This window comes from Natronomonas pharaonis DSM 2160 (genome assembly GCF_000026045.1).
Taxonomy (GTDB): domain Archaea; phylum Halobacteriota; class Halobacteria; order Halobacteriales; family Haloarculaceae; genus Natronomonas; species Natronomonas pharaonis.
Window position 1 is genome coordinate 73,776 of the sequence record NC_007427.1, and the last position, 23,841, is coordinate 97,616.

Here is a 23,841-nt window from a genome sequence, read left to right on the forward strand (position 1 = left end):
GCCGAAACAGTTTCACGCAGTTGGGGTATGCTCCGGTCGAGATAGACGGAGGTGGAAACAGCAATGATACACCCAGCACTACTGGCGAATCGAGCCCTGAAAGAGCCGTATTCCGACAAAAAGAATATGTGCTGCTTGGGCCTCAACTAGAATACAAATGGTATCCGAGCCTGACAACGACGGGGGGATTAAATCGGCCGGGACATCTTTCGGTATCATCGAAACCATCTACCAAAACCAGCCGATCTCATTGACCGAACTGGCAGCGGAGGTTGATATCGCAAACAGCACCGCCTACGAGCACATCTCGACGTTGCTCGACAGTGGGTACATTGTGAAGCGTGCTGATGGATACTACCTGTCGCTGAAATTCCTCGACAGAGGGACAAAGGCCAAAGAGTACTACCAAGAGCTACTGGATGTTTCCGAGCCAGCATTGGAACAGCTCGTAGACGAAACCGACGAGGCGGTCAACCTCGTCGTCGAAGAACACGGTCAGGCAGTGTATATCGACCGGCGAACCGGCGAGCGTGGAGTCCCGACAAACTCGTGGGTTGGGAAGCGAAAACCGCTTCATACGCTCTCAGCCGGGAAAGCGATTCTGTCGCAACTTCCCGAAGAAAGAGTCGACGAGATACTCGATGCGCGTGGACTTTCCGTATCGACCGAACGGGCGATTACCACCCGAGAAGAGCTATACGACGAGCTCGAAGAAATCCGTCAAAACGGAGTGTCGTTCAATGACCGTGAGTCGCATTCGCAGATTCGGGCTGTTGGTGCCCCTATCGTCGTCGATGACCGAGTTTACGGGGCAGTCTCAGTCGCTGGACCGGCGATGCGCCTGACCGGCGAATACTTTCGGCAGGAAATCGCCGACTTGCTGCAGGGTGCGGTAAACGAGATAGAGCTCAAACTCACGTATCATTGACCTCCTCCCCGCGCTGAAGCGCGAGGATTCCTCCGTGGGTAATCCAACCAGTTGATTACCCCGGCTGTGAACTTGCGGGTTTGCTGAAGCTGGGTTGGTCAACTGAACGCGACTGTTCCCCAAAATCAGCGGGTATCCAGTCGTGTTCGTTCCACTGCCAGTACGCTCCCTCTTGGGGTGCGTCCCTGTCGCGTTCAGCAGACAGGGCAGCGGGCCGGGCCATCGGCCCTGCTTCAGACTGCAAGATGTTCCACGCCCCTGCCACGTCACTGTGAGCGTCTAGCTCGCAGTCGTGACACCGGAACGAATCGCCTCTCCGAGTGATATCACTACTCCCACACTCGGGACACTCGCTGCTTGAGTCGGCTTCAGTCACTTCCGCAACACAGATACCTACATCACCGAGTGTCAACTCTATCCTGTTGAGAAGTTGTCGATGTGACCAGAAATTGTGCGTCTTCTCGTTCACGTCTGTACTCCAATGAGTGTCTAGCACATCAGTCAAATCCCCAACGTACACCGTGTCAACGTTGCGTTCGAGCAGCCACTCAGCAACGTGTTTCACCGCAGCATCCCGGCTGTGGTCACGGCTCCGTGATCGAGTATCGTACAGTCGTTGAATTAGGCTACTCGTGTATTTGTCGGCTGGAAGCCCCGACTGGAGTGTAGCGATTCGCTCTGAATACCTCTGGAACCGGGCAAACTCTGGGCGGGCGTGATACACAGCGGTGTCGCCACGTTCGGTGACAACAGCCAACGTGTTGTTTGCACCGACGTCGATAGCGGCTGCCTGCGTCGTGTTCTCGGTGTTGAGTGTATGAGTGAAGGCATCCTCTCGCTGTTCACGAATCTTGTCTGGTTGAATGCGGACAGGATGCTGGACACGAAGCTGGTCAGCGTGGTCGTCGTAGATGAGTTCCAATCGGCTGTCGTCACCATTCCACTGTGGGTTGCCTTTGATTTCGAGCGTGACACGCTCGTTGTGCTCGAAATCGTAGCGGTCTTTGAGTACATCACCGACGCCAAATTCGAGTGTACTTCGGTCTTCGTCCCAATCGAGCGTGTAGAGGTCGTTGCGAACGAGGCCGTGCAACTCGTAGCCCTCTTTCCGGTTGCCCCAGTAGCCTGGCGGTGAGGGTTTCTCTGTCACTGTTGTGTTGGAGTTGTCGTGGTACTGCTCAAGCAACCGGAAGTGACTGCGCCATGCTTCGCTATTCTTGCGAGCAATCTGCTGGCACGTCGCCTTCCCGATGATGGGAGCATACTCGTCGTAGAGGTCGGTGTAGTCGGCGTCCCACACGTCACCGTCATCGCTGAAGTACGCTTGTCGGCGGCGGTAGGTGATTTGATTCCAGAGCGGGGGCTGGGCGGCCAGCCAGTCGAACAAACACTGCCGATACCTGTCGCTGGTTGCGTTGGCAGTATAGGTATTCGTTCGCTGTGGCCGGTCGCTCACACGCAGTTATATGCAGTCAAATATCATAAACGTTGAGATTACAAAAAGCTAAAGTAACGTGGAAAGTGGTATGTCATGTCGGCTTCATCCCCGCCCTGAAGGGCGAGGCTTTCGCCTCGAATATTCCGTAAATCGGCGCGTTATTGGACGAGGTGCGGAAAATAACCATCAGATAAAACGACCCATCACATTTATCTATCAGACACTCGAAGCGAGAACGATGCTTGACTACCTCGGTCTCGAGAGCGATCTCGATGAAGAAGAGCGGCTCATACAGGAAACAGCCCGGGATTTCGTCGAAGACAACGTTGCGCCGGACATCGGTCAACACTGGATCGACGGCACGTTCCCGACGGACCTCATCCCCAAGATGGGCGAGCTCGGATTCTACGCCCCCAACCTCGAAGGCTATGGGTCACCGAACGTGAGCGAGACGGCCTACGGCCTACTGATGCAGGAACTCGAAGCCTGCGATTCCGGCCTTCGCTCGATGGCCTCCGTTCAGGGCGCACTCGTGATGTACCCCATTCACGCATACGGCTCTGAAGCACAAAAAGAAGAATGGCTCCCCGCGCTCGGACAGGGGGAAGCGGTCGGCTGCTTCGGTCTCACCGAACCGGAACACGGCTCGAACCCCACCGCAATGGAGACGCAAGCCGAGAAAGACGGCGACGAGTACGTGCTGAACGGCTCAAAAACCTGGATTACCAATTCGCCAATCGCCGACGTGGCCGTCGTCTGGGCGCGAGATACATCGGCAGATGACACACCAGTCCGAGGGTTCCTCGTCGAGACCGACCGCGATGGCGTCACGACAAACAAAATCGACGAGAAGCTGTCGTTGCGGGCCTCAATTACGGGAGAGATCGGCCTCCAGAACGTGCGAGTCCCCGAGACGAACGTGCTACCCGAGGTCGAGGGAATGAAAGGCCCGCTGTCGTGTCTCACGCAGGCTCGGTACGGCATCGCGTGGGGTGCGATCGGCGCCGCCCGCGACTGCTTCGAGACGGCCCGAGAGTATGCAACCGACCGCGAGCAGTTCGGCACCCCTATCGGCCAGTTCCAGCTGCAGCAGGACAAGCTCGCCGAGATGGCAACCCAGATATCGCTGGCACAACTGCTTGCACACCGGCTGGCGGAACTCAAAGAGCGCGGCGACATGCGACCCCAGCACGTCTCGATGTCGAAGCGTAACAACGTCCGGATGGCTCGAAACCAATCCCGTATCGCGCGCGAGATGCTGGGCGGCAACGGTATCACCGCCGACTACTCGCCGATGCGCCACATGGCCAACCTCGAAACCGTCTACACCTACGAAGGAACCCACGACATCCACACGCTGATCCTCGGTGAGGACCTCACCGGGCTCCAGGCGTATCAGTAAACGATGGCTGGCGAAGCGCGCAACCCAAATGGCGATACTGGCCCGCTCGACGGCCTAACGGTCCTTGACGCCTCCCGCGTACTCGTCGGGCCGTTCTGCACGATGCAACTCGGCGACCTCGGAGCCGACGTTATCAAAATTGAGCGACCGGATGGCGGCGATCAGACCCGTGCCTGGCACCCGCCGACATATGGCGACTCGGAAGAAAGCGCCTACTACACGAGCATCAACCGGAACAAGCGGTCCGTCGCGCTGAACTTACAGAGTGACGAAGGACAGGCCGCCTTCCGGGAGCTAGCTGCGGAAGCTGACGTGCTCGTAGAGAACTTCCGCGTTGGCAAAATGGAAGAATGGGGGCTTGGATACGAGACCCTCGCTGAGGAAAACCCCGAACTCATCTTCTGTTCGCTTTCGGGCTACGGCGAATGGGGCCCTGACAAAGACCGCCCGGCATACGATATCATGATGCAGGCAGAGGGCGGCCTCATGAGCATCACTGGCGAAGAAAACGGCCCGCCGGTACGGGTCGGTGTCGCGATCGCTGATATCGGCGCCGGGATGTATGCTACCCAAGCCATCCTCGCGGCGCTCCTTCACCGGGAGCTGGGCGACGGAACGGGGCAGAAAATCGACGTGAGTCTGCTCGACGGGCAGGTCGCCTGGATGACCTATATGGCGTCGTATTATTTCGCCACGGGCGACCCGCCAGAACGGATGGGAAGTAAGCATCCGACGATTGCACCGTATCAGGCGTTCGAGACTGCTGATGGGTATGTCGTTATCGCGTCCGGATCGGAGCACATCTGGCCGCGGTTCTGCATCGCGATCGACCGCGAGGAGCTAATCGACGATGAACGGTTTGCGACCAACGCTGCCCGAGTCGAGCATCGGGATGAGCTTGATCCGCTCTTGGAAGAGGAGCTACGACAGTACTCGACCGAAGAAGTCCTAGCCCGAATGGACGAGGCAGGCGTGCCAGCGAGCAAGGTCCGGGATATGGAGGACGTGTTCGAACATCCACAGGTGCAGGCTCGTGGGATGCACAAAACCGTCTCGCATCCGACGATCGGAGATGTCGAAATGCCCGGAAGTCCGATGCATTTCTCCGAGACGCCGACCAGCATCGAAAAGCACCCACCGCTACTCGGAGAACACACCGAGGAGGTCTTCGAAGAGTACGGCTTGCCCGAAGCGGGGATTCCGGACGATATCGACTGACCGCTCAAGGGTGTTCGTGCGGGCAGCGTCACCTGATTGCGATTGCCGGACGTTTCTCCATTCGACATATCACCGCGTGGTAGCTCTCTGCTACTGTGTATGCCAAAGAAGGACCGAGGGATGCCAAGAGGGAGTGGGTTGCTTTGGGTCGCGTCAGCCCGAAGCTTGCTGCAACCGTTGGGTGGGATGTCAACCTCGAACGGTGGCAGGTGGTCGCAGCCGGCCTACCCACGAGACCGATGTCTGAGCGCAGTGCCGGGGACACAGCAGCCGTCAGTCAGCGATGTATCGTGTCTACCGGGCTGCAATCTCATATTTTTGTCTCTATCTAATAAGGTTTACTAATATAAGTGGTATATAACAGCACACTTCTAAGTCATCCACATCGCCAACCCAACGCACTCTGACTCGGTGACGTCCGGGTGATATCGGATTCCCCCTTTGTACGGCCCTCGAACGTCGTCGTGCTGTGCTCGATAGCCCATGAAGGCATCAACGCTTCCGTCGTCTCGCTTGACTGGTATCGGTGTGGTAAGAACCGTTGTCGGATACTTCAGCCGGGTGACGACCGCCTCCTCCACATCAGCGTAGTCCGATGCGTGTTCCAGTTGCTCGCGAGCCGTTTGAACTGCAGTCTCCGCTTTCTCCCCCGTGTCTGCTGATTCCTGAACCACCATCCACCACTCTAGCCCCTACCCCACTCCAAAAGAATATATTGTTTTTGGTTCTATTTTTAACTCTACTTTTGTATTTGGTGCATTTCACACCCCTAATGTCGCACTGTATTCCTTAGCGGAGCTTGTCGGTAACGAAACAGCACCGGTTCCCGGTCACTCCCCAGCCCTGTTCTCCAGAGTAGTCCCCGAACGCCTCGGGTGTTGAACTTGAAAAATTCGCGGGAGCTCTTTTGGAACGTCGTACCGATGGTTCGGGTGTGACCCTGAGGTGGTTCACACTTCGGGAACGTTCTCTTCCGGAACAACCCCGTCGACCCATCCTCGCGTCTCGTAGTACTCGTCCAGCGCCTGCTCAAGGTCGGGGAGGTCGTACGGGAGGGCGTTATCCGCTTTGCGGTCAAAGCCGCGCTGGTTGTTGAAATGACGTTCCAGGGTGACAGTCCGGGCACCTACGTCAAGCAGCTCTTCGAAATCAGCATCAAAGAGCGCCTCGTACCGCTCCGGGTTCATGTAATCCCTAGAGAACTTGCAGATCACGCCCGAGTCGTTGAGCGCCATGAGGTTTTCTCTGTGGACCAGCCGGTCTGCCTTGCCAAGGGTTCCATTCGGATCCAGTGCGTCCTCATCCGGGACGAGCGGATACTCAACGGAATAAAAGGTCGCGTACATGTGGTCCGCTCCTCGATTAGCGACGGCATACGAGAGTCCCTGTCCGTGAAGCACTCGGCCCTCGTGGGCAGCGAAGTCAAGCCCCTTGACAGTCCAATTTTCGACACCCAACTCGTCGTGAATCCGGTCGATTCCTTCAGCCAGTAGGTCCCCTTCGTCTTGCCGGTGGGCTATCTTCTCCACCAGCTCGTGGATTAGCTCAGTATTACCGAACTCATCTTCGGATGCGAGATATGCGGCAATCGTATTGCCCGCCGAAATAGCATCGAGTCCGTATTCGTCACAGAGCTGGTTCGATTTCATAACTTCGACGATATCGTCGACGCCGGAGTTTGACCCAAACGCCATCGCGACCTCGAACTCGGGGCCTTCTGTTTCGACGCCGGCGTCGTCATCTTTCGTTGGGAGTTTACACGCGAACGCGCAAGCCGAGCAGGTTCCCTTCTCGTATTTTTTCTCCTCGACTGCCGCTCCATTGATACCCTCGACACCGTCGAACTGCTGCTCGGAGAAGTAGTACGCAGGGAGGCCCTCGACTTCGTTCGCAAGGTCCATCACCGCCACCGTCCCCTGTCGCTTCATGATGTGGTCGTCGGTGGCAGCCTCTTGATGGATCTCCATCTGCGTCGCAGGAATCTCTATATCCGGAGAAGAGTTCCCATCGAAGGTGACAGCTTTGATATTTTTGCTTCCGAAGACCGCGCCCAACCCACCGCGGCCAAACGCCCGTTCTTCGGTGGTCATGACGGAGGCAAACCGGACCTCGTTTTCCCCAGCCGGCCCGATGACAGCGGTCTGGTCGGGACTGATGCCGTGTTCCGTCTCCAGGTAAGCGGTCGTTTCCGGGACCGTCGCGCCTTCAAGCTCAGGAACGGACTCAAACCGCACGTCGTCGTCCCGGACGTGGACGACAATCAGTTCATCGCTGGCGCCGACGAAGTCGACCGCGCCGTATCCCGTCGCGGTGAAGTTTCGCGAAAGGAAACCGCCGGCATTGCTCGACAGCAAACCATCGGTCAACGGAGAGACGCTGGTCGCGTTCATCCGACCGGTGAAGCTCATATTTGAGGCCTGCATGGGCCCGGTCGTGAATATGAGGTGGTTTTCCGGGCCAAGCGGGTCAACGTCGAAGGGGATTCGCTCGTGAGCTAGTCTCGTGCCGACGCCTCGGCCCCCAATATACTCCTTGTGGACCGATTCGATTGGTTCTTCCAGCACCGCTTGTTCGCTTACATCGACCCTGAGCAGGGGTCCGCGACCGTGTAGCATACTCTCCCATCCGTTCGTACGCTATTAAGTTTTGCCTGTAATCCAGATATATCGATAATTTTGGAATGCATAACTGAGATAATTATCTGAGGACGTTCTTTTCCGACGGTGGAGGGCACCTTTTGCTGTGGACGAGCGACCGGCAGCGCTTTGCAGCCACCACTCAGGTTCGAAGCATCACTATTAGTATGTAAAAAGCAGTCCAGCAGGCAGCGTTCCGAACTATCCGGTCGTTCAGTCGAGAGAGCCACGAGAGGCCGACAGCGAGACCGGCCGCAAAAATCGGGCTGAAACCGAAGCTACTCCTTGGCGGACAGGGCGTCATCGATAGCGTCGACAGTCCGTTCAAGTTGGTCGCGGGAGATGGACAGCGGCGGCTGGAAGCGCAGCACGTTGCCGTGGAACCCGCCGACGCCGATGACGATACCCTCCTCGCGGAGGTGATGGGAAACCTTCTTGGCTAGCTTGGCGTCCGGCTCGGGCGCGACATCCATCGGCCCGGTTTCTCCACCGGCATCAATGAGCTCGATGCCTTGCATCAGTCCGAGCCCACGGGTGTCACCAATGACTTCGTGGTCGGCTTCGAGTTCTTCGAGCCGGCTTGTGAGCCACTCGCCCTGCGTGCGTGCGTTGTCGATGAGTCCGGCTTCGAGTTGCTCGATGGTTTCGAGAGCGGCCGCACAGGCAACGGGGTTGCCGCCGAACGTCGAGAGGTGGTCGCCGGACTCGAAGGCATCGGCGATTTCGGGCCGGGCGGTGAATGCCCCGAGCGGGAGGCCGTTGGCGATGCCTTTTGCCTGCGGCATGATGTCGGGGACGACATCGAAGTGGTCGCTGGCCCACATTTCGCCGGTTCGGCCGTAGCCAGCTTGGACTTCGTCGACGATGAGCAGGCCGCCGTGGTCGTGGGTAATCTCTTGGACGCGTTCGAGCCAGCCCTCCGGCGGAACGATGATGCCGCCTTCGCCCATGACGGGTTCGACGACGACGGCCGCGAGGTCGCCAGCGGTATGGGTTTGGATGACCTGTTCGAGGCGGTCGCCACAGTCGTTCGAGCAGGGGCCGCCGTCACAGAGTTGGCAGCGATAGGCGTACGGCGGGGCGACGTGGGCGACATCGTTGATGGTGGGGGCCATCTCGTTTTTGTAGCCCTTGTTGCCAGTAAGCGCTAGGGAGCCGAGGGTTCGGCCGTGGAAGGACATCTCGAGGGCGATGACTTCCTTCGAGCCGGTGTATTTGCGAGCGAGTTTGATTGCGCCTTCGACGGCCTCTGTGCCGGAGTTGGCAAAAAAGGACTTTTCGAGGTCGCCGGGAGTGATTTCGGCAAGTCGTTTGGCCAGTTCCGCGGCGGGCTGGTGTGGATGGAGATACGAACAGCCATGGATGAACTCATCAAGTTGGTCTTTGGCGGCCTCGACGACGGCATCGTTGCGGTGGCCGGCGTTCGTGACGGCGATGCCCGAAAAGACATCCAAATACTCGTTGCCGTCGAAATCCTCGACAGTACAGCCTTCAGCCCGTCGAATCGGGACATCGAGGTCTTTCCAGATCGGCATCAAATACTGCTCGTACTGGTCTTCGATCTCGGAATTGGTTGTTTGTGGGGAGTGTTCCTGAGACATGGTTTCCCTCATTGACTGTAGATGATGTACGGTTACTTAACCCCTTTCCAAAATTTCATCCTGTATTATTGTTCTAATATGGACTGAATCCGAGTCTTGTGAATAGGTTGCTTACATATTCGAACTATAGTGTTCTCCGAAGACAGTTCGTTTAGACAGCTGGATTATCAAGGAACATTGTTAAGAGTTGGACGAATGGCCCAGATATTGGATTCTAGTTCACTCTATGCCCCGAATATTCGTATGGAGTTCAATAATCTGGAAAAGATATAAGTAGATGGGCGTTACCGGTAGAGGTATGGTAAACCGGAACCAACCGTCAACGGCTGAATCGACAGATAGACGAACATTCCTGAAGGCGTCAGGGGCCATGGGAGCTGCTGGCCTCGCCGGCCTCGCCGGATGCCTCGATGGCTTCGATGATACGCCTGAGGATAGAGACGTATTCAGATTCGGGGCTGTGACCTCGCTTTCCGGCGACCTTCGATTTGGCGGGACGATTACTGAACGTGGATACGACCTCTGGGAGCAGGCCGTCAACGAAAACGGCGGTATCGAAATCGACGGAACGAGTTACGAAGTTGAAGTCGAATACGCAGACGCACAAAGTGAGCCATCGACGGGCGCTGACGCGGCAGAACAGATGATTGACAGCGGGGTCGATGCCCTCTTCGGACCCTACTCAAGCAACGTTACGCTCGCTGTGGCGCCGATCGCCGAACGAGAGGGACTCCCCCACATCACCGGCAGCGCCGAGTCACCCGATATCTGGAAAGAGCAGTACCGGTACACCTTCGGAACGATCCCTGCAGGGAACGTCATCGCCGGTGATGCAGCCGAATCGATCTTCAATTTCGATCCGGCACCTGAGACAGTGTGTATCACTGGCGTTAACGACCCATTCACCAGCGACGTCGCAGAAGCGCTTCGTGAAACGGCAGAGGCAAACGGAATCGAGGTGCTTTATTACGAGCTGTTCCCGCGGGACGCCGACTGGACAAGCCCAGTCAGCGTTGCGAAGAACGAGGACCCGGACCTCCACTTCCACGCAGCCCACATAGAAGCACACGTTGACTTCCTGACGGCAGCGAAAGACCTAGATTACAATCCTGACGCGTTCTTCAGCCACTACGGCGTCGACACCGAGAGCTTCGCCGAGGGGCTTGGAGATGATGCGGCACACACGCTTGGGGCGACGGTCTGGCTGCCGCGGCTGGACCTGCCCGGCGATATTCTCTTCGACGGGCCGCAGGATTACGCCGATGCATCCGAGGCGGCCTTCGACGTGACCCCGGACTACACCCAAGCCGGGTCGACGGCGGCGGGCATCGTCTATCAAGAAGCGCTCCAGGAGTTGGGGGCCGCCCCGCCGCTGCTGGATGACGAAAAAGACGAGCTGATTGATATCTTAGAGAACATCGAAGTCCAGACGTTCTACGGAGAAGTGGACTTCGAGACGGAGGGCGACCTCTACCACAGCAACACCGCAGCGGACATACTGACGATACAGCGGTCGACTGACGGGTTCGATATCGTCGCTCCGGACACCCAAATGGAGTCTGAGCCTGAGTACCCGGTCCCTGAGTGGGGGGCGAGATAGACTCTATGGATCTGCTGATTCAGACGATTATAAACGGACTCCTACTCGGGGGAATCTACATCTCTGTCGGCATTGGGTTCGCCCTTGTATTTGGAGTCCTTGAGGTGATCGACTTCGCTGTCGGAGAATACGTAATGGTCGGGGCATTCGCCGGCTCGATACTAGCGGTAACTGTCGGCGTAGACGCGCTGTTCTTAGCCCCGGTTATCTTCGTCCTATTTTATATAGTCGGGTTCTTCGTCCAGCCGTTCCTGCATCACGTGACAACCAGTGATGTTCCGATGCCAGTACTGATGGCGCTCGTGTTTACGTTCGGGATCGCTTTCTTTGCCCGAGGCGGGGTCCTCACAACGTTTGGGCCCAATACCCGAGAGGTTCCGACCGAGATAGCGACTGGTGGAATTACGCTGAGCAGCATCGGTACGATTCCCACCGCACGCCTCATTACGGGTATATTCGGCGTCGTCGCCGTTTCGGCGTTCCTCTACTATCTGTACAACACAGATGGAGGGCTAGCGATACGCGCTATCGCGGAAGATCGAACGGACGCCCGATTGATGGGTATCAACATCGCTCGCTACCAGTCAGTCGCGTATGGAATGTACGCTGGGCTGACAGCCACAGCAGGTCTGTTCATCGGTATCGTGTTTTCTGCCGACCCAGGGATGGGCATGCAGTACACGGCGTTTGCCTTCTTTATGGTCGTTCTCGCCGGTATGGGATACCTCCCGGGAATAATCGTCAGCGGGCTGCTACTTGGCCTTGCACAAACCATGTTCTCAACCTACGTCAGCGGTGCGTGGGTGTTCTTCGTACTGTTCGGCATCGTCTACGTAGTCTTGCTCGTATCCCCGCAGGGGATCCTTGGCCGAGGTGAGCCAGTATCATGAGTTCAAGCGACTCGCTTCGTGCAAAGATTGAGTCAGTCATATACAAAGCGGATGGAGAGACATACGACCGACGGATCGTCTGGATTCCGATTGTCGCCTTCCTGTTCGTAGTGCCGTGGATCGGCGTTGGAAACTTCGAGCTGCGAATCCTAGTCGGCGTACTGATGTGGATTGGGCTCGCCCAGTCGTGGAACATGATCGGCGGCTACGCCGGATATCTGGACTTCGGCCACGGCGCATATTTCGGGATTGGAGCCTTCGCCACAGGCATTGCGATGTCTGTGTATGCGCTTCCTTTCCTTCCCGCTTTGGTCTTGGCCGGGGTAGTGGGTGCGGTGTTCGCTTACTTCATCGGCGTTCCCACCCTCAGGCTGAAGGGAGCGTACTTCGCAATCGCAACATGGGCGTTCGCAGAGGCCATGCGTCAGCTGGCGCTGCTGCTTGATATTACCGGTGGCACCAGCGGATTGACGCTGCCGTCCACTATGGATGCCTTCGGAATCCCGCTCCCGGACATCCCCCGGATAATCTACATCTACTACGTAATGTTCGGACTCTGCGTTGGGATTATGCTCTTGACCTATGTCCTGTTCGAGCGGCACGAATTCGGATATAAAGTCAAGGCTGTCCGGGACAACGAAGACGCTGCCGAGTCGCTTGGGATAGACTCCACCCGCATCAAGCGGCAGGTGTACGTTCTCTCGTGTGCTACAGCAGCGCTGCTTGGGGGCGCATACGCGTTCTACATCACCTTCGTTCACCCGCAGGAAGTCCTTGACTCGATGATTACCGCACAGATGGTGATCATGGCACTCGTTGGCGGAATCGGAACGGTGCTGGGACCGGTCGTTGGAGGAACGCTCATCTTCCTTCTCGACCGCCTCAGTGCCCTCTTCTTCGGGAGCGACACGCTCTACATTTCGCTCATGGGGCTCCTCATTATGATCGTCATCCTGTTTGCCCCCAACGGTATCGTTGGGCTTCTAACGGGAGACACCGACGTTAGCGACATCCGATCGAACGCAAAATCCCTCATGGAGAAATTCAAGTTCCAATGAGCGAACCCATAATCGAAACAGAAAACCTGACAAAGCGGTTCGGAGCACTAGTTGCAAACGACTCCATCTCGATCTCCGTCGACCGAGGAGAAATACGTGGCGTCATCGGCCCGAACGGAAGCGGTAAAACCACGTTCTTCAACAACCTGACGGGTTTTTATACGCCTGATGAGGGAGCGGTCCGATTTAACGGGGTTGACATCACCGGCTGGGAACCCCATCGAATCGCACGCGAAGGGATGGCCCGAACGTTCCAGATCGTGTCGCCTTTCCGTAACATGACCGTGACCGAAAACCTGCTCGCCGTTGACGCACCGGACTCCGTTGACAACAAACGGGAGCGGGCCCAAGAAATCCTCGAGTTTCTGGAGATCGACCATATCGCGGATAATGACGCCGAAGGAATGAGTGGTGGTCAACAGAAGCTACTGGAGCTTGGCCGTGTGCTCATGCTTGACCCGGACTGTATCCTGCTCGACGAGCCGTCTGCGGGCGTCAACCCCGCTTTGGAGAAGCGAATCCTCGAGCACATCCAGGAGCTCAACGACCAAGGGACGACGTTTGTAATGGTGGAACACGATATGGACGTTATGCGCACCATCGCCGACACCGTTACTGTCCTCGACCAAGGGAAAATAATCGCTGAGGGGTCGTTCGATGACGTGACCGGTAACGATAGAGTCCGCGAAGCGTATCTCGGTCGTGAAGTGGATCTCGAAGAGGTGCTAGCATGAGCTCGAAAGCAGAACTCGACACCGGCGACGAGACCGCGACGCTGGTTGCGGAAGACATCGTCACCGGATACGACGGCCACGAAGTGCTGCACGGCGTCTCGATTCAGAGCCACCCGGGCGTTACCTGCATATTCGGCCCGAACGGAAGTGGCAAATCGACACTCCTGAAATCGCTGAACGGCGTCGTCCCGCTGTGGTCGGGCTCCGTCCAATACGGTGACACTGACCTGACCGAATTGGGCCCCGACAAAATCGTCGGACACGGTGTCGCCACGTTACCACAGGGCGGCGGCGTGTTCGGAACGATGACCGTAGAAGAAAACCTGAAGCTTGGAGCCTTCAGCGTCAGCGATAAGCAGAAAACGAAGGAAAGAAAGGAGGACGTGCTGGACGCGTTCCCGGCGCTCGAAGCGAAGCTGGATACAAAAGCGAAGAACCTGTCAGGTGGACAGCAGATGATGGTAAGTCTCGGAAGAGCGATGATGACCGGTGCGGACACCTACCTGATGGACGAACCAAGTGCCGGACTAGCACCCGCGCTGGTCGATGACGCCTTCGACCTCATTGAAACGCTGGTCGACCGAGGCGCGAGAGTGATACTAATCGAACAGAACGTCGTCGCTGCGCTGCGGCTGGCCGATTACATTTATATCCTTGCTGAAGGCGAACTGCAGTTCGAGGGAACTCCGTCCGAGCTCGGAGCAGAAGAGGACCTGATGGAACTGTATCTCGGTATCGAGTGAGGCCGGGGACAGCAGCCTCTTGTGTTTCTACGAGGCCTCCGGAGTGCGTAGCGTGGTTCGGCTGCCGATGCAGTACCCACGAGCGGCTGTTCGTTTCAGTCGCTGTCAAGGAGTGTTTCGACAGAATAGTCACCGAGCGCGCTGATACTGATGTCTTCTTTTATTGTTGAAATTGCAAACTTGGAGCTCGTTCGCTGTATTTCATCGATCGACTCGTAATCCTCTACGAGCTGCTCAACCATATCTCTGGATGTAAGTCGGGCAATCGCGACGAAGTCAGTATCACCCATGGTGAAGTAAACCTGGTTCACACCTTCAATTTCTGAGAGCTTCTCCCCAACGGTATCGTGGTATCCCTCGCCGAATTCGGCCCATACCTCTGAAATAAGCGTGATTTCGATCCCGATCTTTTCTCGGTCGAACTCGAAGAGTTCGTTTTTTATAACCCCCTCATCCTTCATATTCTGGATTCGATAGTGGACTGTTGATTTCGGGATCCCGGTCTCTTCGTGGAGGTCCTCAGAGCTGAATGTTTCGTGTTCTGCGATTGCACAGAGGATTCTAAAATCCCGCTCGTCAAGTTCTCCGGTCATTGATGGTGTATAGTTATCTAGCTATTTGTATTCTAGCTATTGTACGAACAACAACCGCTTTTTTGCGTTAGCTTGAATGGATGGAGACAGCGACGTTCTGTGACAGGGCATTTCTGTGACAAAAAGTTGTTAATTCTATTTCGTGGGAGAAACTCGCGGGACATTTTCAACGCTCTGTGAGCCCCACACTAGCGCTCGTCGCGGTTTCAATGTCGAAGCAGTCTATGTTCCTGTTCAAGGAATGCGGTAGCTGTCTCTGCGAAGTCCGGCTAATCATCAACATGGAGGATTCGGATCGGTCTCGCTGCCGTTGGCTTTCTTTCGGCCCGTTGCCACATATCCATCGGCCGAAGGACCAAATCGGTTCGGGTCATCGCAGTCGTCGCCGGCTATGAGCAAGTATTCCTGCAATTACGGGAAATGTGCCCACTTAGAACTAAATATTCAGTATATATAAATAAAAGGAATTGTAATTTTCAAGTATATTATTTCTGCCCGTAGTTATTAGCCACTGTGTCATGTACATGCATGTCATGATACCAGTTATGCGTGAGAGACCGCAAACGTTGCTCAGACGACAGAATGGTGAGCGGCCAGAGCCGCCGCCAATCACGCCTCGTACCAAGCGATAGCAATGATGCCACCGAACTCACGGGTTCGCGCCGACAATCTAACCCGCCGGTCGATGGCAGACACAGCCGCCGCCTCAGCTGCAGCACCGATTCACGTCCTCCTCGTCGACGATGCTGTTGCTTCCAGTGAGACGATGGCAGCGTTTCTAGAACAGGAAGGTGATTTCAGTGTTGAACTCGCTGCGACGGGGACGGAGGGACTCCGCCGACTGCATGACGAAGACACTGATTACGATTGTGTCGTCAGCGACTATCAAATACCAGGGATGGACGGGTTAGAGTTGCTTGCAGCCGTTCGCGAGGAGTGGCCGAAGCTGCCGTTTTTATTGTTGACGGACTACGGCAACGAGTCAATCGCGAGTGAAGCGATATCGGCGGGCGTCACCGATTACGTCAAAAAGCGCAGCTCAACCAAGCGGCGAGATGTGCTGATGAATCGCATTACGAACGCCGTCACGAAACACCGAGCCGAGAAAACGCTTGAGCGAGAGCGAGTCCTCACTCGGCAGGCACTCGACAGCATTAACGACATCTTTTATATCGCCAACGCCGACGGAACGCTTCGGTACTGGAACGACCAGCTCTCGTCGTTAACCGGCTACGATAACGACGAAATCGCCGATATGCGAATACACGACTTTTTGGCCGGCAACGCCAACGATGGGCAGTCAGTACCGGAGCCCCGCCTAGAACTGCCGCCAGAGGAAAGCTGCACCATCGAAGCAACTATCCAAACCGCCGGCGGCGAACAGGTCCCTCACGAGTGCACTGTCACACCGCTAGCCGACGCGGTCGAAAAAGACGGCGGCGTCGTTGGGGTCGCCCGCAACCTCGTCGAGCGCAAGGAACGTGAAGAAGAGCTCCGAACGCTCAAAGAGCGGTTTGAACTGGCGACTGAGGGTGCGAACCTCGGCGTGTGGGACTGGGACATGAATACCGACGACGTCGAGTACAACGATAACTGGGCGACAATGCTCGGCCATGAGCCGGCAGAGATTAGCTCGGCGCTTGACGAGTGGCGGCGCCGCGTCCATCCGGATGACGTCGAAACAGTTCAGGCCGCCCTCAGAGACCATATCGAGGGCGGGACGGAGTATTACGATACGGAACTGCGGATGCAAACCGCTGGTGGCGACTGGAAGTGGATACGCGACATCGGCCAGGTCGTCGAACGCGATGCCGACGGTACGCCGGTCCGGGCGGTGGGTATCCATCTCGATATCGACGACAAAAAACGAACGGAGCAAGCGCTACGTGAGAAGCGTGATATTTTCACGCAAGGTCCAACTGTCGTGTTCAGGTGGGAAAATGACGGCAGTTCAACAATATCGTACGTCTCGAAGAACGTCGAAGACGTGTTCGGGTATAGTGTCGCGGACCTAGAATCGCAACCGTTCCGCCCGCTCGTCCACTACGAAGACGTCGAACGCGTCGTTTCGAAAACCAAGACAGCCATGGCCAACGGCGACGACCAAGTCAAGCATGACCCATATCGTATTATTACCGCTGAGGGCGAGGTAAGATGGGTACTCGACCACACGACACTTGTCTGGGCGGGCGATGATGTCTCCCACCGTCTCGGGTATCTCATCGACATCACCGAGCGGAAGGAACGACAGCAGCGTCTCGAACGGAAAAACGAACAGCTGGACGAGTTTGCTAGTGTCGTCAGCCACGACCTTCGAAACCCGATGAACGTCGCCGAAGGACGGGTCGAGCTCGCCCAGATGGCCTGTGATTGTGGCAACGACCACCTCAGCGACGCCGGCGACGCGTTCGATCGGATGCATGCTCTCGTCGACGACTTGTTAACGCTCGCACGGCAGGGCGACACAATAACTGAACCTGGGCCAGTTGATCTCTCGGCGCTGGTCTCCGCCTGCTGGTGTTCGGTCGATACGGCCGACGCAGAGCTGGAAGCTGACACCCCGACGGTGGTGCTGGCCGACCGCTCGCGGCTCAAACAGCTCATCGAGAATCTCTTCCGGAACGCCGTCGAGCACGGCGGTCGAGACGTGACGGTAACCGTCGGCGAGCTGGATGACCGCAATGGATTCTACATCGCCGACGATGGGCCTGGTATTCCTGACGACAAGCGCGAGGATGTATTCGAACACGGATATTCAACCGCCGACAGTGGTACCGGTTTTGGGCTTGCCATTGTCCGCGAAATCGCCGAAGCCCACGAATGGTCCCTCAACGTAACCGAAAGCGACGGCGGCGGTGCTCGGATTGAACTCGCCAACATGAGCATTGATAACACAACAGAAGGCAACGGCTGAATCTGTGGTTTTCGTGCTGTTACAGCTGTGGGTGGCGTTGTCTACTTTTGATGAACACCACAGCCGCGACCCGATTCTCAGCCAGATCGAATGCTCCCGATGCGTCCCTATCCAATCATTCATTTGCTTACCCATACATTTCCACAACATCTGACAATATATATTGACTCATGCTGAATACACTAGAACAGTATTTAGAAATAACATCCACTCAGGAAAATGCCTATATGAATGTTACCTCTTCGCACGAATGGATCATGCCTGAAGTGAAATTTGAGGTGGACGTCGATAAGGCACCTGACGAACAGCCAGGAGCGAACCCATTTAATCGGTGGCATCCAGATATTCCAGCGGTCATCGAAGCCGAGCCAGGCGAATCAATGCGGCTGGAGACGCTTGACTGGACAGGCGGACAAATCACAGACAACGACGATCCGAATGAAGTGCGGGACGTAGACTTGAGCCAAGTTCACTACCTTGCTGGCCCAGTATACGTGAATGGCGCAGAGCCCGGGGACATGCTGAAAGTGGAGTTTCTTGATATGGGGCCGTTGAACGGTCGATCGGAGTTCGGATTCACCGGTACCTTCTCACAAAAGAACGGGGGTGGATTCCTCACCGATCACTTCCCCCATGCAGCTAAGTCAATCTGGGATATTGAGGGACATACGGTCTCTTCGCGGCACATCCCCGGCGTCGAATATGAGGGGAAGATCCATCCCGGGTTGGCGGGGTGTGCACCGAGCAAAGAGCTGCTTGAGACGTGGAATGAACGAGAGCAAAAACTGATCGAGAAACACAAAGAAGATCCAGAGTCAATTCCAAACCATCCGACAGGGGAACCGGAGCCGGGCGTCGCGAATCCGCCGACATCTGAGGGGGCACTAATGGGGGAGATGGATCCGGAGCAAGCCGAGGAGGCCGCCCAAGAAGCGGCACGGACTGTCCCGCCGCGAGAACACGGCGGAAATCACGATATCAAGGACCTCTCCATCGGGTCAACAGTGTACTTCCCGGTGTACGTCGAGGGTGGCAAGTTCGGTATCGGGGATTTCCATGCTTCACAGGGCGACGGCGAAATCTCATTCTGTGGCGCGATTGAGATGGCAGCGTACGTTGACGTGAAGTTTGACCTCGTCAAAGGTGGGATGGAGAAGTTCGGCGTCGAGCATCCGATCTTCGAGCCAGGGCATCGAGGGCCGCACTTTGAGGATTACATCACGTTCTGTGGTTACTCGGTGACAGAAGACGGCGAACAGCGATATATTGACTCCCATACGGCGTACCGCCGAGCGTGTCTGCAAGCGATCGATTACCTCAAACAGTTCGGCTACACCGGCCAGCAAGCATTACACATCCTCGGGACAGTTCCGGTCGAAGGACGACAGAGCGGCGTTGTCGACATACCGAACGCGTGTTCGACGCTCGCGCTTCCCAAAGGGGCCTTCGACTTCGACATCTCACCCGACGGCATCGAGCAAAACAGCGCCGACCGAGGCGATCTCGTCGTGACTGACGACCCGCTTGGCTAGCGAATCAGCAATCCTCGCACCTATTCAATATGGCAGCCACGAGACACACAGAACGGACTAGCGGCGAACAGCAACAGCTCATCAATACCGGAACAGTTCTCGCAGACGCAGTTCGGACGACATTCGGTCCGAACGGCATGGACAAAATGCTGGTCGGCCGGAATGGGACCGTACTGGTGACCAACGATGGGGCGCGTATCCTAGATCGGATGGAAATTGAGGACCCCGTCGCAACGACAGTAGCGCGGGCGGCGAGCAGTCAGCAGGTAGCTACTACCGACGGCACCACGAGAACGGTGCTTCTCACCGGCGCATTGCTCTCGGCCGCGGAGTCGCTGCTTGCAGCCGGTGTACATCCGACGACGATAATTGATGGATTCAATACGGCGACATACAGCGCTCGTGAGCAACTCCAGTCGTACGGCGTGTATGTCGACGAAGATGACCGAGAAATGCTCAAAAACGTCGCACGGACGGCGGTCACTGGCCGATGGGACGATGCGAACACGAGGCGGTTCGCCGAGTTGACGGTCGGAGCGCTGGAGGCTATAGAGTTCGACCGGTCACGGCTGGGTATCGGGGGCTACGCTGGCGGGGAGCTCAGAGACTCAACACTCATTGATGGGATGTGTATCGATATGGAGCAATCGCCAGCAACGGCAGGGGGGTGGGGTAGAGACCAAACAGTGAGAAACGCCCGTGTAGCGATGGTCAACACAGCGATATCGATCGACAAGCCCGCAGCTGTCGAGGTGGTAACGCTGGCCGACAGTGAGCAGGCCAGTAGGTTTCGCGAGCACGAAGCCGCAATCCGCTCAGAAATCGTTGGGACAATGTGTGATTCTGGGGTTGATGTCCTCTTTTGTCAAAAGTCGATCGACGAGCAGATTCGAAACGCACTCATTCAGCGAGGGGTACTACCGGTCGAGCGAACGCGTCAGGACCAGTTTGATGCCATTACTGCGATGACGGGGGCTAAGGCTGTGCAGTCAGTCGGCCAATTCGCGCCGACGATGGCCGGTCACGCTGGAACGGTCCGACACCGAACAGTCGGAACGACAGAAACAGTATGGGTGACTGACAGTCCAGCAGCAGTCCACCGGTTTCTACTGCTTCGTGGCGGGACCCCACACGTGGCAGCGGAGAGCGAACGCATCATCGAGACCTGCAGTGATGCAGTTACCCTCGCAGTGAACGAAGGACGCGTGGTACCGGGAGGTGGTGCTAGCATGGTATCGCTTTCGCGAGCGCTGCGGAGCAAAGCCAAAAGTATTAGCGACCGAGAACAGCTAGTGATCGAGGCCTACGCCGATGCACTCGAAACACTTCCGCAAGCGCTCGCAAAGAACGCAGGGCGAGACCCGATGGCAACGCTGGCAGAGCTAAAGAGGCGACACGCTGGCGGCGACAAAGCAGTCGGTGTTGGTCCGTCGGGGACACCACGTGAGATGGTTGCGGCTGGCGTCGTGGAACCACGCTCGGTCATCGACCGAAGCCTCACAATCGCCCTTGAGGCTGCATCAATGCTGCTCCGAGTTGATGAGGTTCTCAGTGCAGACACTGCTGGTGCTGACGGGCAAAGTGGTTCTTGTAATCACGGGGGACGCGCCGAACACAGTTGTACCAGTCAGCCAGGAGTCGATGCTGGAGGGTATCCGTGGGCGATTAGTCACTGAGACTACGCGTCCTCGCCGGGCTGAGACTACGTGTCCCCGCCGGGGGCTACCGCTCCACCGTGGAAGCGAGCCTTCGACGCAGTACTGGCAGCGCGTGTTTTAACCAACACTATGCCGTTTTGTTGGTTAATGGCGGAATGGTCGGTGAGCGGATTTACACATCGATAGAGGGGTCTGGCTGCTCCGCGGGACCGGAATTAATGGATTCAAGGGTCCCGGGGATTGACTTCGGGGCAGTCCACAGAACAAAAACCAACTCGACGTCGAGTCTCAAGGCGACTAGTTTCACTTAGCTCGCTGCTGTTGGCATGGTTCCTCTCTGTGGACGTCGGGGACAGACACCCCTCTATCGATGTGTTCTATCTGTCGAGAGGAAGTAGAGCTGTGCCAGCGGAGAGATTACGATAGCCACGAAACGCACGATACAGGACGACACAAGAGCGTATTCACGGAGAAACTGGTATTCCATGGGGGGAGACGAATATCTCAGAGCCATACACATCGAACACATCGATAGAGGGGTGTGTGAGTGTTCTTCTAGAAACTAGAAGAAGAAAGAAGAAGAAACAACACTACAACCTAGTTAAAATATGGCCCGTCTAGAACAAGCATCTAGAAAACAGCGGTTTTAGACGCTAACAAAGGTCTTCTTGATATCGAGTGCAGCAAGACGGTCGATTCAACCCCCACCCTACCAACTCTTCGAACACATCGATAGAGGGGTGTCTGTCTTGTAGTGGTCTCTCGACAGCATACGATAGCACCGACGATGGCGTTCCTTCGTGTTTCGATGGGCCGGCTGGCTCGGTCGCCCAAGCAGCCAACGTAGGACACGAGTGCGTCCTTGTTGGCTAAGCAAGCTCCGCCCGCTCCAGGCGACGGTGTACTTCGCGTCGGCGGTATTCGAGGAGCCGCATCAATCCACGCTTCGTGTTGCTTCTCCCAAAACACTTCGTCGGACGCGTTGTTCTTTTGGCGGCTATTTCCAGTTGAACCAGCGCATCTATGGCCTTATACGCTTTACAAACGGCGATTACACTTCGATAGAGGGGTGCGAAGCTTTTTGTAAGCCGCCTGTGTGAGTCGTCGTATGGGCACTGACGACTCCGACGCTTCTCGGCCCGAGTCGAGAACTCCGGAGGACGAGACCACCCAAGCGGACCTTTCTTCGAGTGCGACTTCCTCGAACGTGCCCGCGGATGTCGACCACTCGACGGAGGCTGCCGACGGCTCGCCCGACGCTGGTTCCCGTTCTGACGAGTCCTCCTCACAATCGATTGAAGATATGTTGCTCGAATTCGACGAACAGGATGGATTAATTCGCGACCGGTCGCTCCTTGACCCGAACTACGTCGTCGACGAGGACCGGATCGTCGGCCGCGATGACCAACTGCAAGAAGTGACGAAGATGTTGCGGGTGACACTCGGCGATAATCGTCCGCCAAACCTCTTCCTGTATGGCCCGTCCGGAACTGGGAAATCACTCATCACGAAGGCCGTCTGCAACAACATCAACCGTATCTGTGAGACGCGTGACATCGACTTCGGGACTATTGAAGTCAACTGCCAAGACCTCGACACCCTCGGCGTTGCCGTCTACGAGTTGGCAACGCAGGCCGCCGAACAGGCCGGCGTTGCTGTCCAAGTCCCGAAACACGGCGTCGCAACCAAAGAAAAATGGGACGAGCTGTTCCGCATTGTCAACGAGAACTTCGATTCCGTCGTGTTCGTTCTGGACGAACTCGACATGCTCGTCGGTCGACGCGATAAACAGGAGCCGGCGTTTTCGCGACTGCTGTATCAGCTGTCGCGGGCCGAGGCCACCAACGACCTGCGGGCGTACCTCTCGGTCGTGGCGATCTCTAATGACACCAAGATGATGGAGTCGGTTGGCAGCCGCGCGTTGAGTTCGTTCACGCCCGAAGACGTCCACTTCGACGACTACGATGCAAACCAGCTTCAGACGATCCTCCGCCATCGACAGGATGCCTTTCACGATGGCGTCGTCGACGATGACGTTATTCCACTCGCCGCTGCATTCGCCGCCCAGACCCACGGCGATGCTCGAAAAGCCATTGACCTGATGCGCGTCGCTGGCGAACTCGCCGAGCGTGAGGGCAGCACCCGGGTCCGCGAAGAGCACGTCCGACAGGCACAGGAAAAAGTCGAAAAGAACCGCGTCCTCGAAGTTGTCCGCGGTATCAGCACACAAAAGAAGCTCTGTCTGTACGCAACGGCAGCGGTAGCCGCCCAAACCGATGGTGGGACGGCCCGCAGTACCACCGGCTACCGCGTCTATCAGTTCCTCACAGACTCGATCAATGCCGACCAGTACCACCAAGAAACGTACGTCAACAAAATGAAGGAGCTAACGACGTACTCGCTTGTCGACTTCGAACGGCGGAGCCACGGCCCCAGCTCCGGAATGTTCCTTGAGTTCCAATTTGGCGAGCGTCCGGAGACGATTCTCGAGACGCTCCGTGAGGATTCCCGAATCGAGATGGTTACCTCCGAGGAAGTGCAGTCGGTTGTGCAGGCTCAAATCCGAAAGCAGACGTAGCCCGTTACAGTTCTGTCTTTTTGGGTTCTGATTTTTCTGGTCTTGGTGGGTTCATACCAGAACCGAGGCGGATGCTACGTGGCTTGCTCCCAAGGCAGTTGCCCGCGACAGCTGACTCCGTCCACGCGGTGGTCCGGCCTTCTGTCCATCTGTTGGGGCGCCGGCGGAGACACCCCTCTATCGATGTGTATCAATCATGTGGTATCGTATCGCAGCCTGTCGAGCTCTTCGTCCGTTCACGCACCCCTCTATCGATGTGTACTGGATATGTAATATCGTGCCACAGCCGTGGCGATAATCGACTGACACTGTTTCGAT

General features: G+C 56.6%; 17 protein-coding genes. 12 read left to right on the forward strand and 5 right to left on the reverse strand.

Features of this window, described 5'->3' with window-relative positions:
- Positions 1–157: 157 nt before the first annotated feature.
- Positions 158–928, forward strand: coding sequence for an IclR family transcriptional regulator (locus NP_RS13605; RefSeq protein WP_011324466.1), 771 nt, complete (start codon positions 158–160; stop codon positions 926–928).
- Between the two features lie 55 nt (positions 929–983).
- Here the strand turns inward: NP_RS13605 and NP_RS13610 are convergent, their stop codons facing one another.
- Positions 984–2,384 carry an RNA-guided endonuclease TnpB family protein gene (locus NP_RS13610; RefSeq protein WP_011324467.1) on the reverse strand — a complete coding sequence of 467 codons (1,401 nt, stop codon included), beginning with the start codon at positions 2,382–2,384 and terminating at the stop codon, positions 984–986.
- A gap of 220 nt (positions 2,385–2,604) precedes the next feature.
- Between NP_RS13610 and NP_RS13615 the strand changes: the two genes are divergently transcribed.
- Entirely contained in the window at positions 2,605–3,768 is a 1,164-nt protein-coding gene (locus NP_RS13615) for an acyl-CoA dehydrogenase family protein (RefSeq protein WP_011324468.1), read from the forward strand.
- 3 nt (positions 3,769–3,771) lie between these two features.
- Positions 3,772–4,986 carry a CaiB/BaiF CoA transferase family protein gene (locus NP_RS13620; protein WP_011324469.1) on the forward strand — a complete coding sequence of 405 codons (1,215 nt, stop codon included), beginning with the start codon at positions 3,772–3,774 and terminating at the stop codon, positions 4,984–4,986.
- 371 nt (positions 4,987–5,357) lie between these two features.
- Here the strand turns inward: NP_RS13620 and NP_RS13625 are convergent, their stop codons facing one another.
- From NP_RS13625 to NP_RS13635, 3 genes are all read right to left on the reverse strand, one after another.
- Positions 5,358–5,660 (reverse strand): Glu/Leu/Phe/Val dehydrogenase dimerization domain-containing protein, encoded by a 303-nt coding sequence (locus NP_RS13625; protein ID WP_394296340.1) that lies wholly within the window; start codon positions 5,658–5,660, stop codon positions 5,358–5,360.
- 276 nt (positions 5,661–5,936) lie between these two features.
- Positions 5,937–7,601 (reverse strand): aldehyde ferredoxin oxidoreductase family protein, encoded by a 1,665-nt coding sequence (locus NP_RS13630; RefSeq protein ID WP_011324471.1) that lies wholly within the window; start codon positions 7,599–7,601, stop codon positions 5,937–5,939.
- A gap of 299 nt (positions 7,602–7,900) precedes the next feature.
- Positions 7,901–9,235 carry an aspartate aminotransferase family protein gene (locus tag NP_RS13635; protein ID WP_049939918.1) on the reverse strand — a complete coding sequence of 445 codons (1,335 nt, stop codon included), beginning with the start codon at positions 9,233–9,235 and terminating at the stop codon, positions 7,901–7,903.
- A 286-nt stretch (positions 9,236–9,521) separates the two neighbouring features.
- On the opposite strand from NP_RS13635, the gene NP_RS13640 reads away from it, so the two are divergent.
- The 5 genes from NP_RS13640 to NP_RS15030 are packed head-to-tail and all read left to right on the forward strand — an operon-like array spanning position 9,522 to position 14,248.
- Positions 9,522–10,823, forward strand: coding sequence for an amino acid ABC transporter substrate-binding protein (locus NP_RS13640; protein WP_158303768.1), 1,302 nt, complete (start codon positions 9,522–9,524; stop codon positions 10,821–10,823).
- A 5-nt stretch (positions 10,824–10,828) separates the two neighbouring features.
- A complete protein-coding gene (locus tag NP_RS13645; protein WP_011324474.1) occupies positions 10,829–11,713 on the forward strand; it encodes a branched-chain amino acid ABC transporter permease in 885 nt (294 codons plus the stop codon).
- Complete coding sequence (locus NP_RS13650) at positions 11,710–12,771, forward strand: branched-chain amino acid ABC transporter permease (protein WP_011324475.1); 1,062 nt, start codon at positions 11,710–11,712, stop codon at positions 12,769–12,771. Before NP_RS13645 ends, NP_RS13650 begins: the two co-directional genes overlap by 4 nt.
- A complete protein-coding gene (locus tag NP_RS15025) occupies positions 12,768–13,505 on the forward strand; it encodes an ABC transporter ATP-binding protein (RefSeq protein ID WP_011324476.1) in 738 nt (245 codons plus the stop codon). Before NP_RS13650 ends, NP_RS15025 begins: the two co-directional genes overlap by 4 nt.
- On the forward strand, positions 13,502–14,248 hold the full coding sequence (locus tag NP_RS15030; protein WP_011324477.1) for an ABC transporter ATP-binding protein: 747 nt from the start codon (positions 13,502–13,504) through the stop codon (positions 14,246–14,248). The genes NP_RS15025 and NP_RS15030 overlap by 4 nt, the downstream gene beginning before the upstream one ends.
- A 95-nt stretch (positions 14,249–14,343) precedes the next feature.
- On the opposite strand, the gene NP_RS13665 is transcribed toward NP_RS15030, so the two are convergent.
- The gene (locus NP_RS13665; RefSeq protein ID WP_011324478.1) at positions 14,344–14,841 is read right to left on the reverse strand and encodes an Lrp/AsnC family transcriptional regulator; all 498 of its coding nucleotides are present in this window, start codon (positions 14,839–14,841) and stop codon (positions 14,344–14,346) included.
- A 685-nt stretch (positions 14,842–15,526) separates the two neighbouring features.
- Here NP_RS13665 and NP_RS13670 point away from each other — a divergent pair.
- The 4 genes from NP_RS13670 to NP_RS13685 all read left to right on the forward strand — a co-directional run bounded on the left by NP_RS13670 (position 15,527) and on the right by NP_RS13685 (position 23,523).
- Positions 15,527–17,755 carry a hybrid sensor histidine kinase/response regulator gene (locus NP_RS13670; protein WP_011324479.1) on the forward strand — a complete coding sequence of 743 codons (2,229 nt, stop codon included), beginning with the start codon at positions 15,527–15,529 and terminating at the stop codon, positions 17,753–17,755.
- A 257-nt stretch (positions 17,756–18,012) separates the two neighbouring features.
- The gene (gene fmdA, locus NP_RS13675) at positions 18,013–19,287 is read left to right on the forward strand and encodes a formamidase (RefSeq protein ID WP_011324480.1); all 1,275 of its coding nucleotides are present in this window, start codon (positions 18,013–18,015) and stop codon (positions 19,285–19,287) included.
- Positions 19,288–19,316: 29 nt separating this feature from the next.
- The gene (locus NP_RS13680; RefSeq protein WP_011324481.1) at positions 19,317–20,963 is read left to right on the forward strand and encodes a TCP-1/cpn60 chaperonin family protein; all 1,647 of its coding nucleotides are present in this window, start codon (positions 19,317–19,319) and stop codon (positions 20,961–20,963) included.
- Between the two features lie 1,090 nt (positions 20,964–22,053).
- A complete protein-coding gene (locus NP_RS13685; protein WP_011324482.1) occupies positions 22,054–23,523 on the forward strand; it encodes an orc1/cdc6 family replication initiation protein in 1,470 nt (489 codons plus the stop codon).
- Positions 23,524–23,841 lie beyond the last annotated feature (318 nt).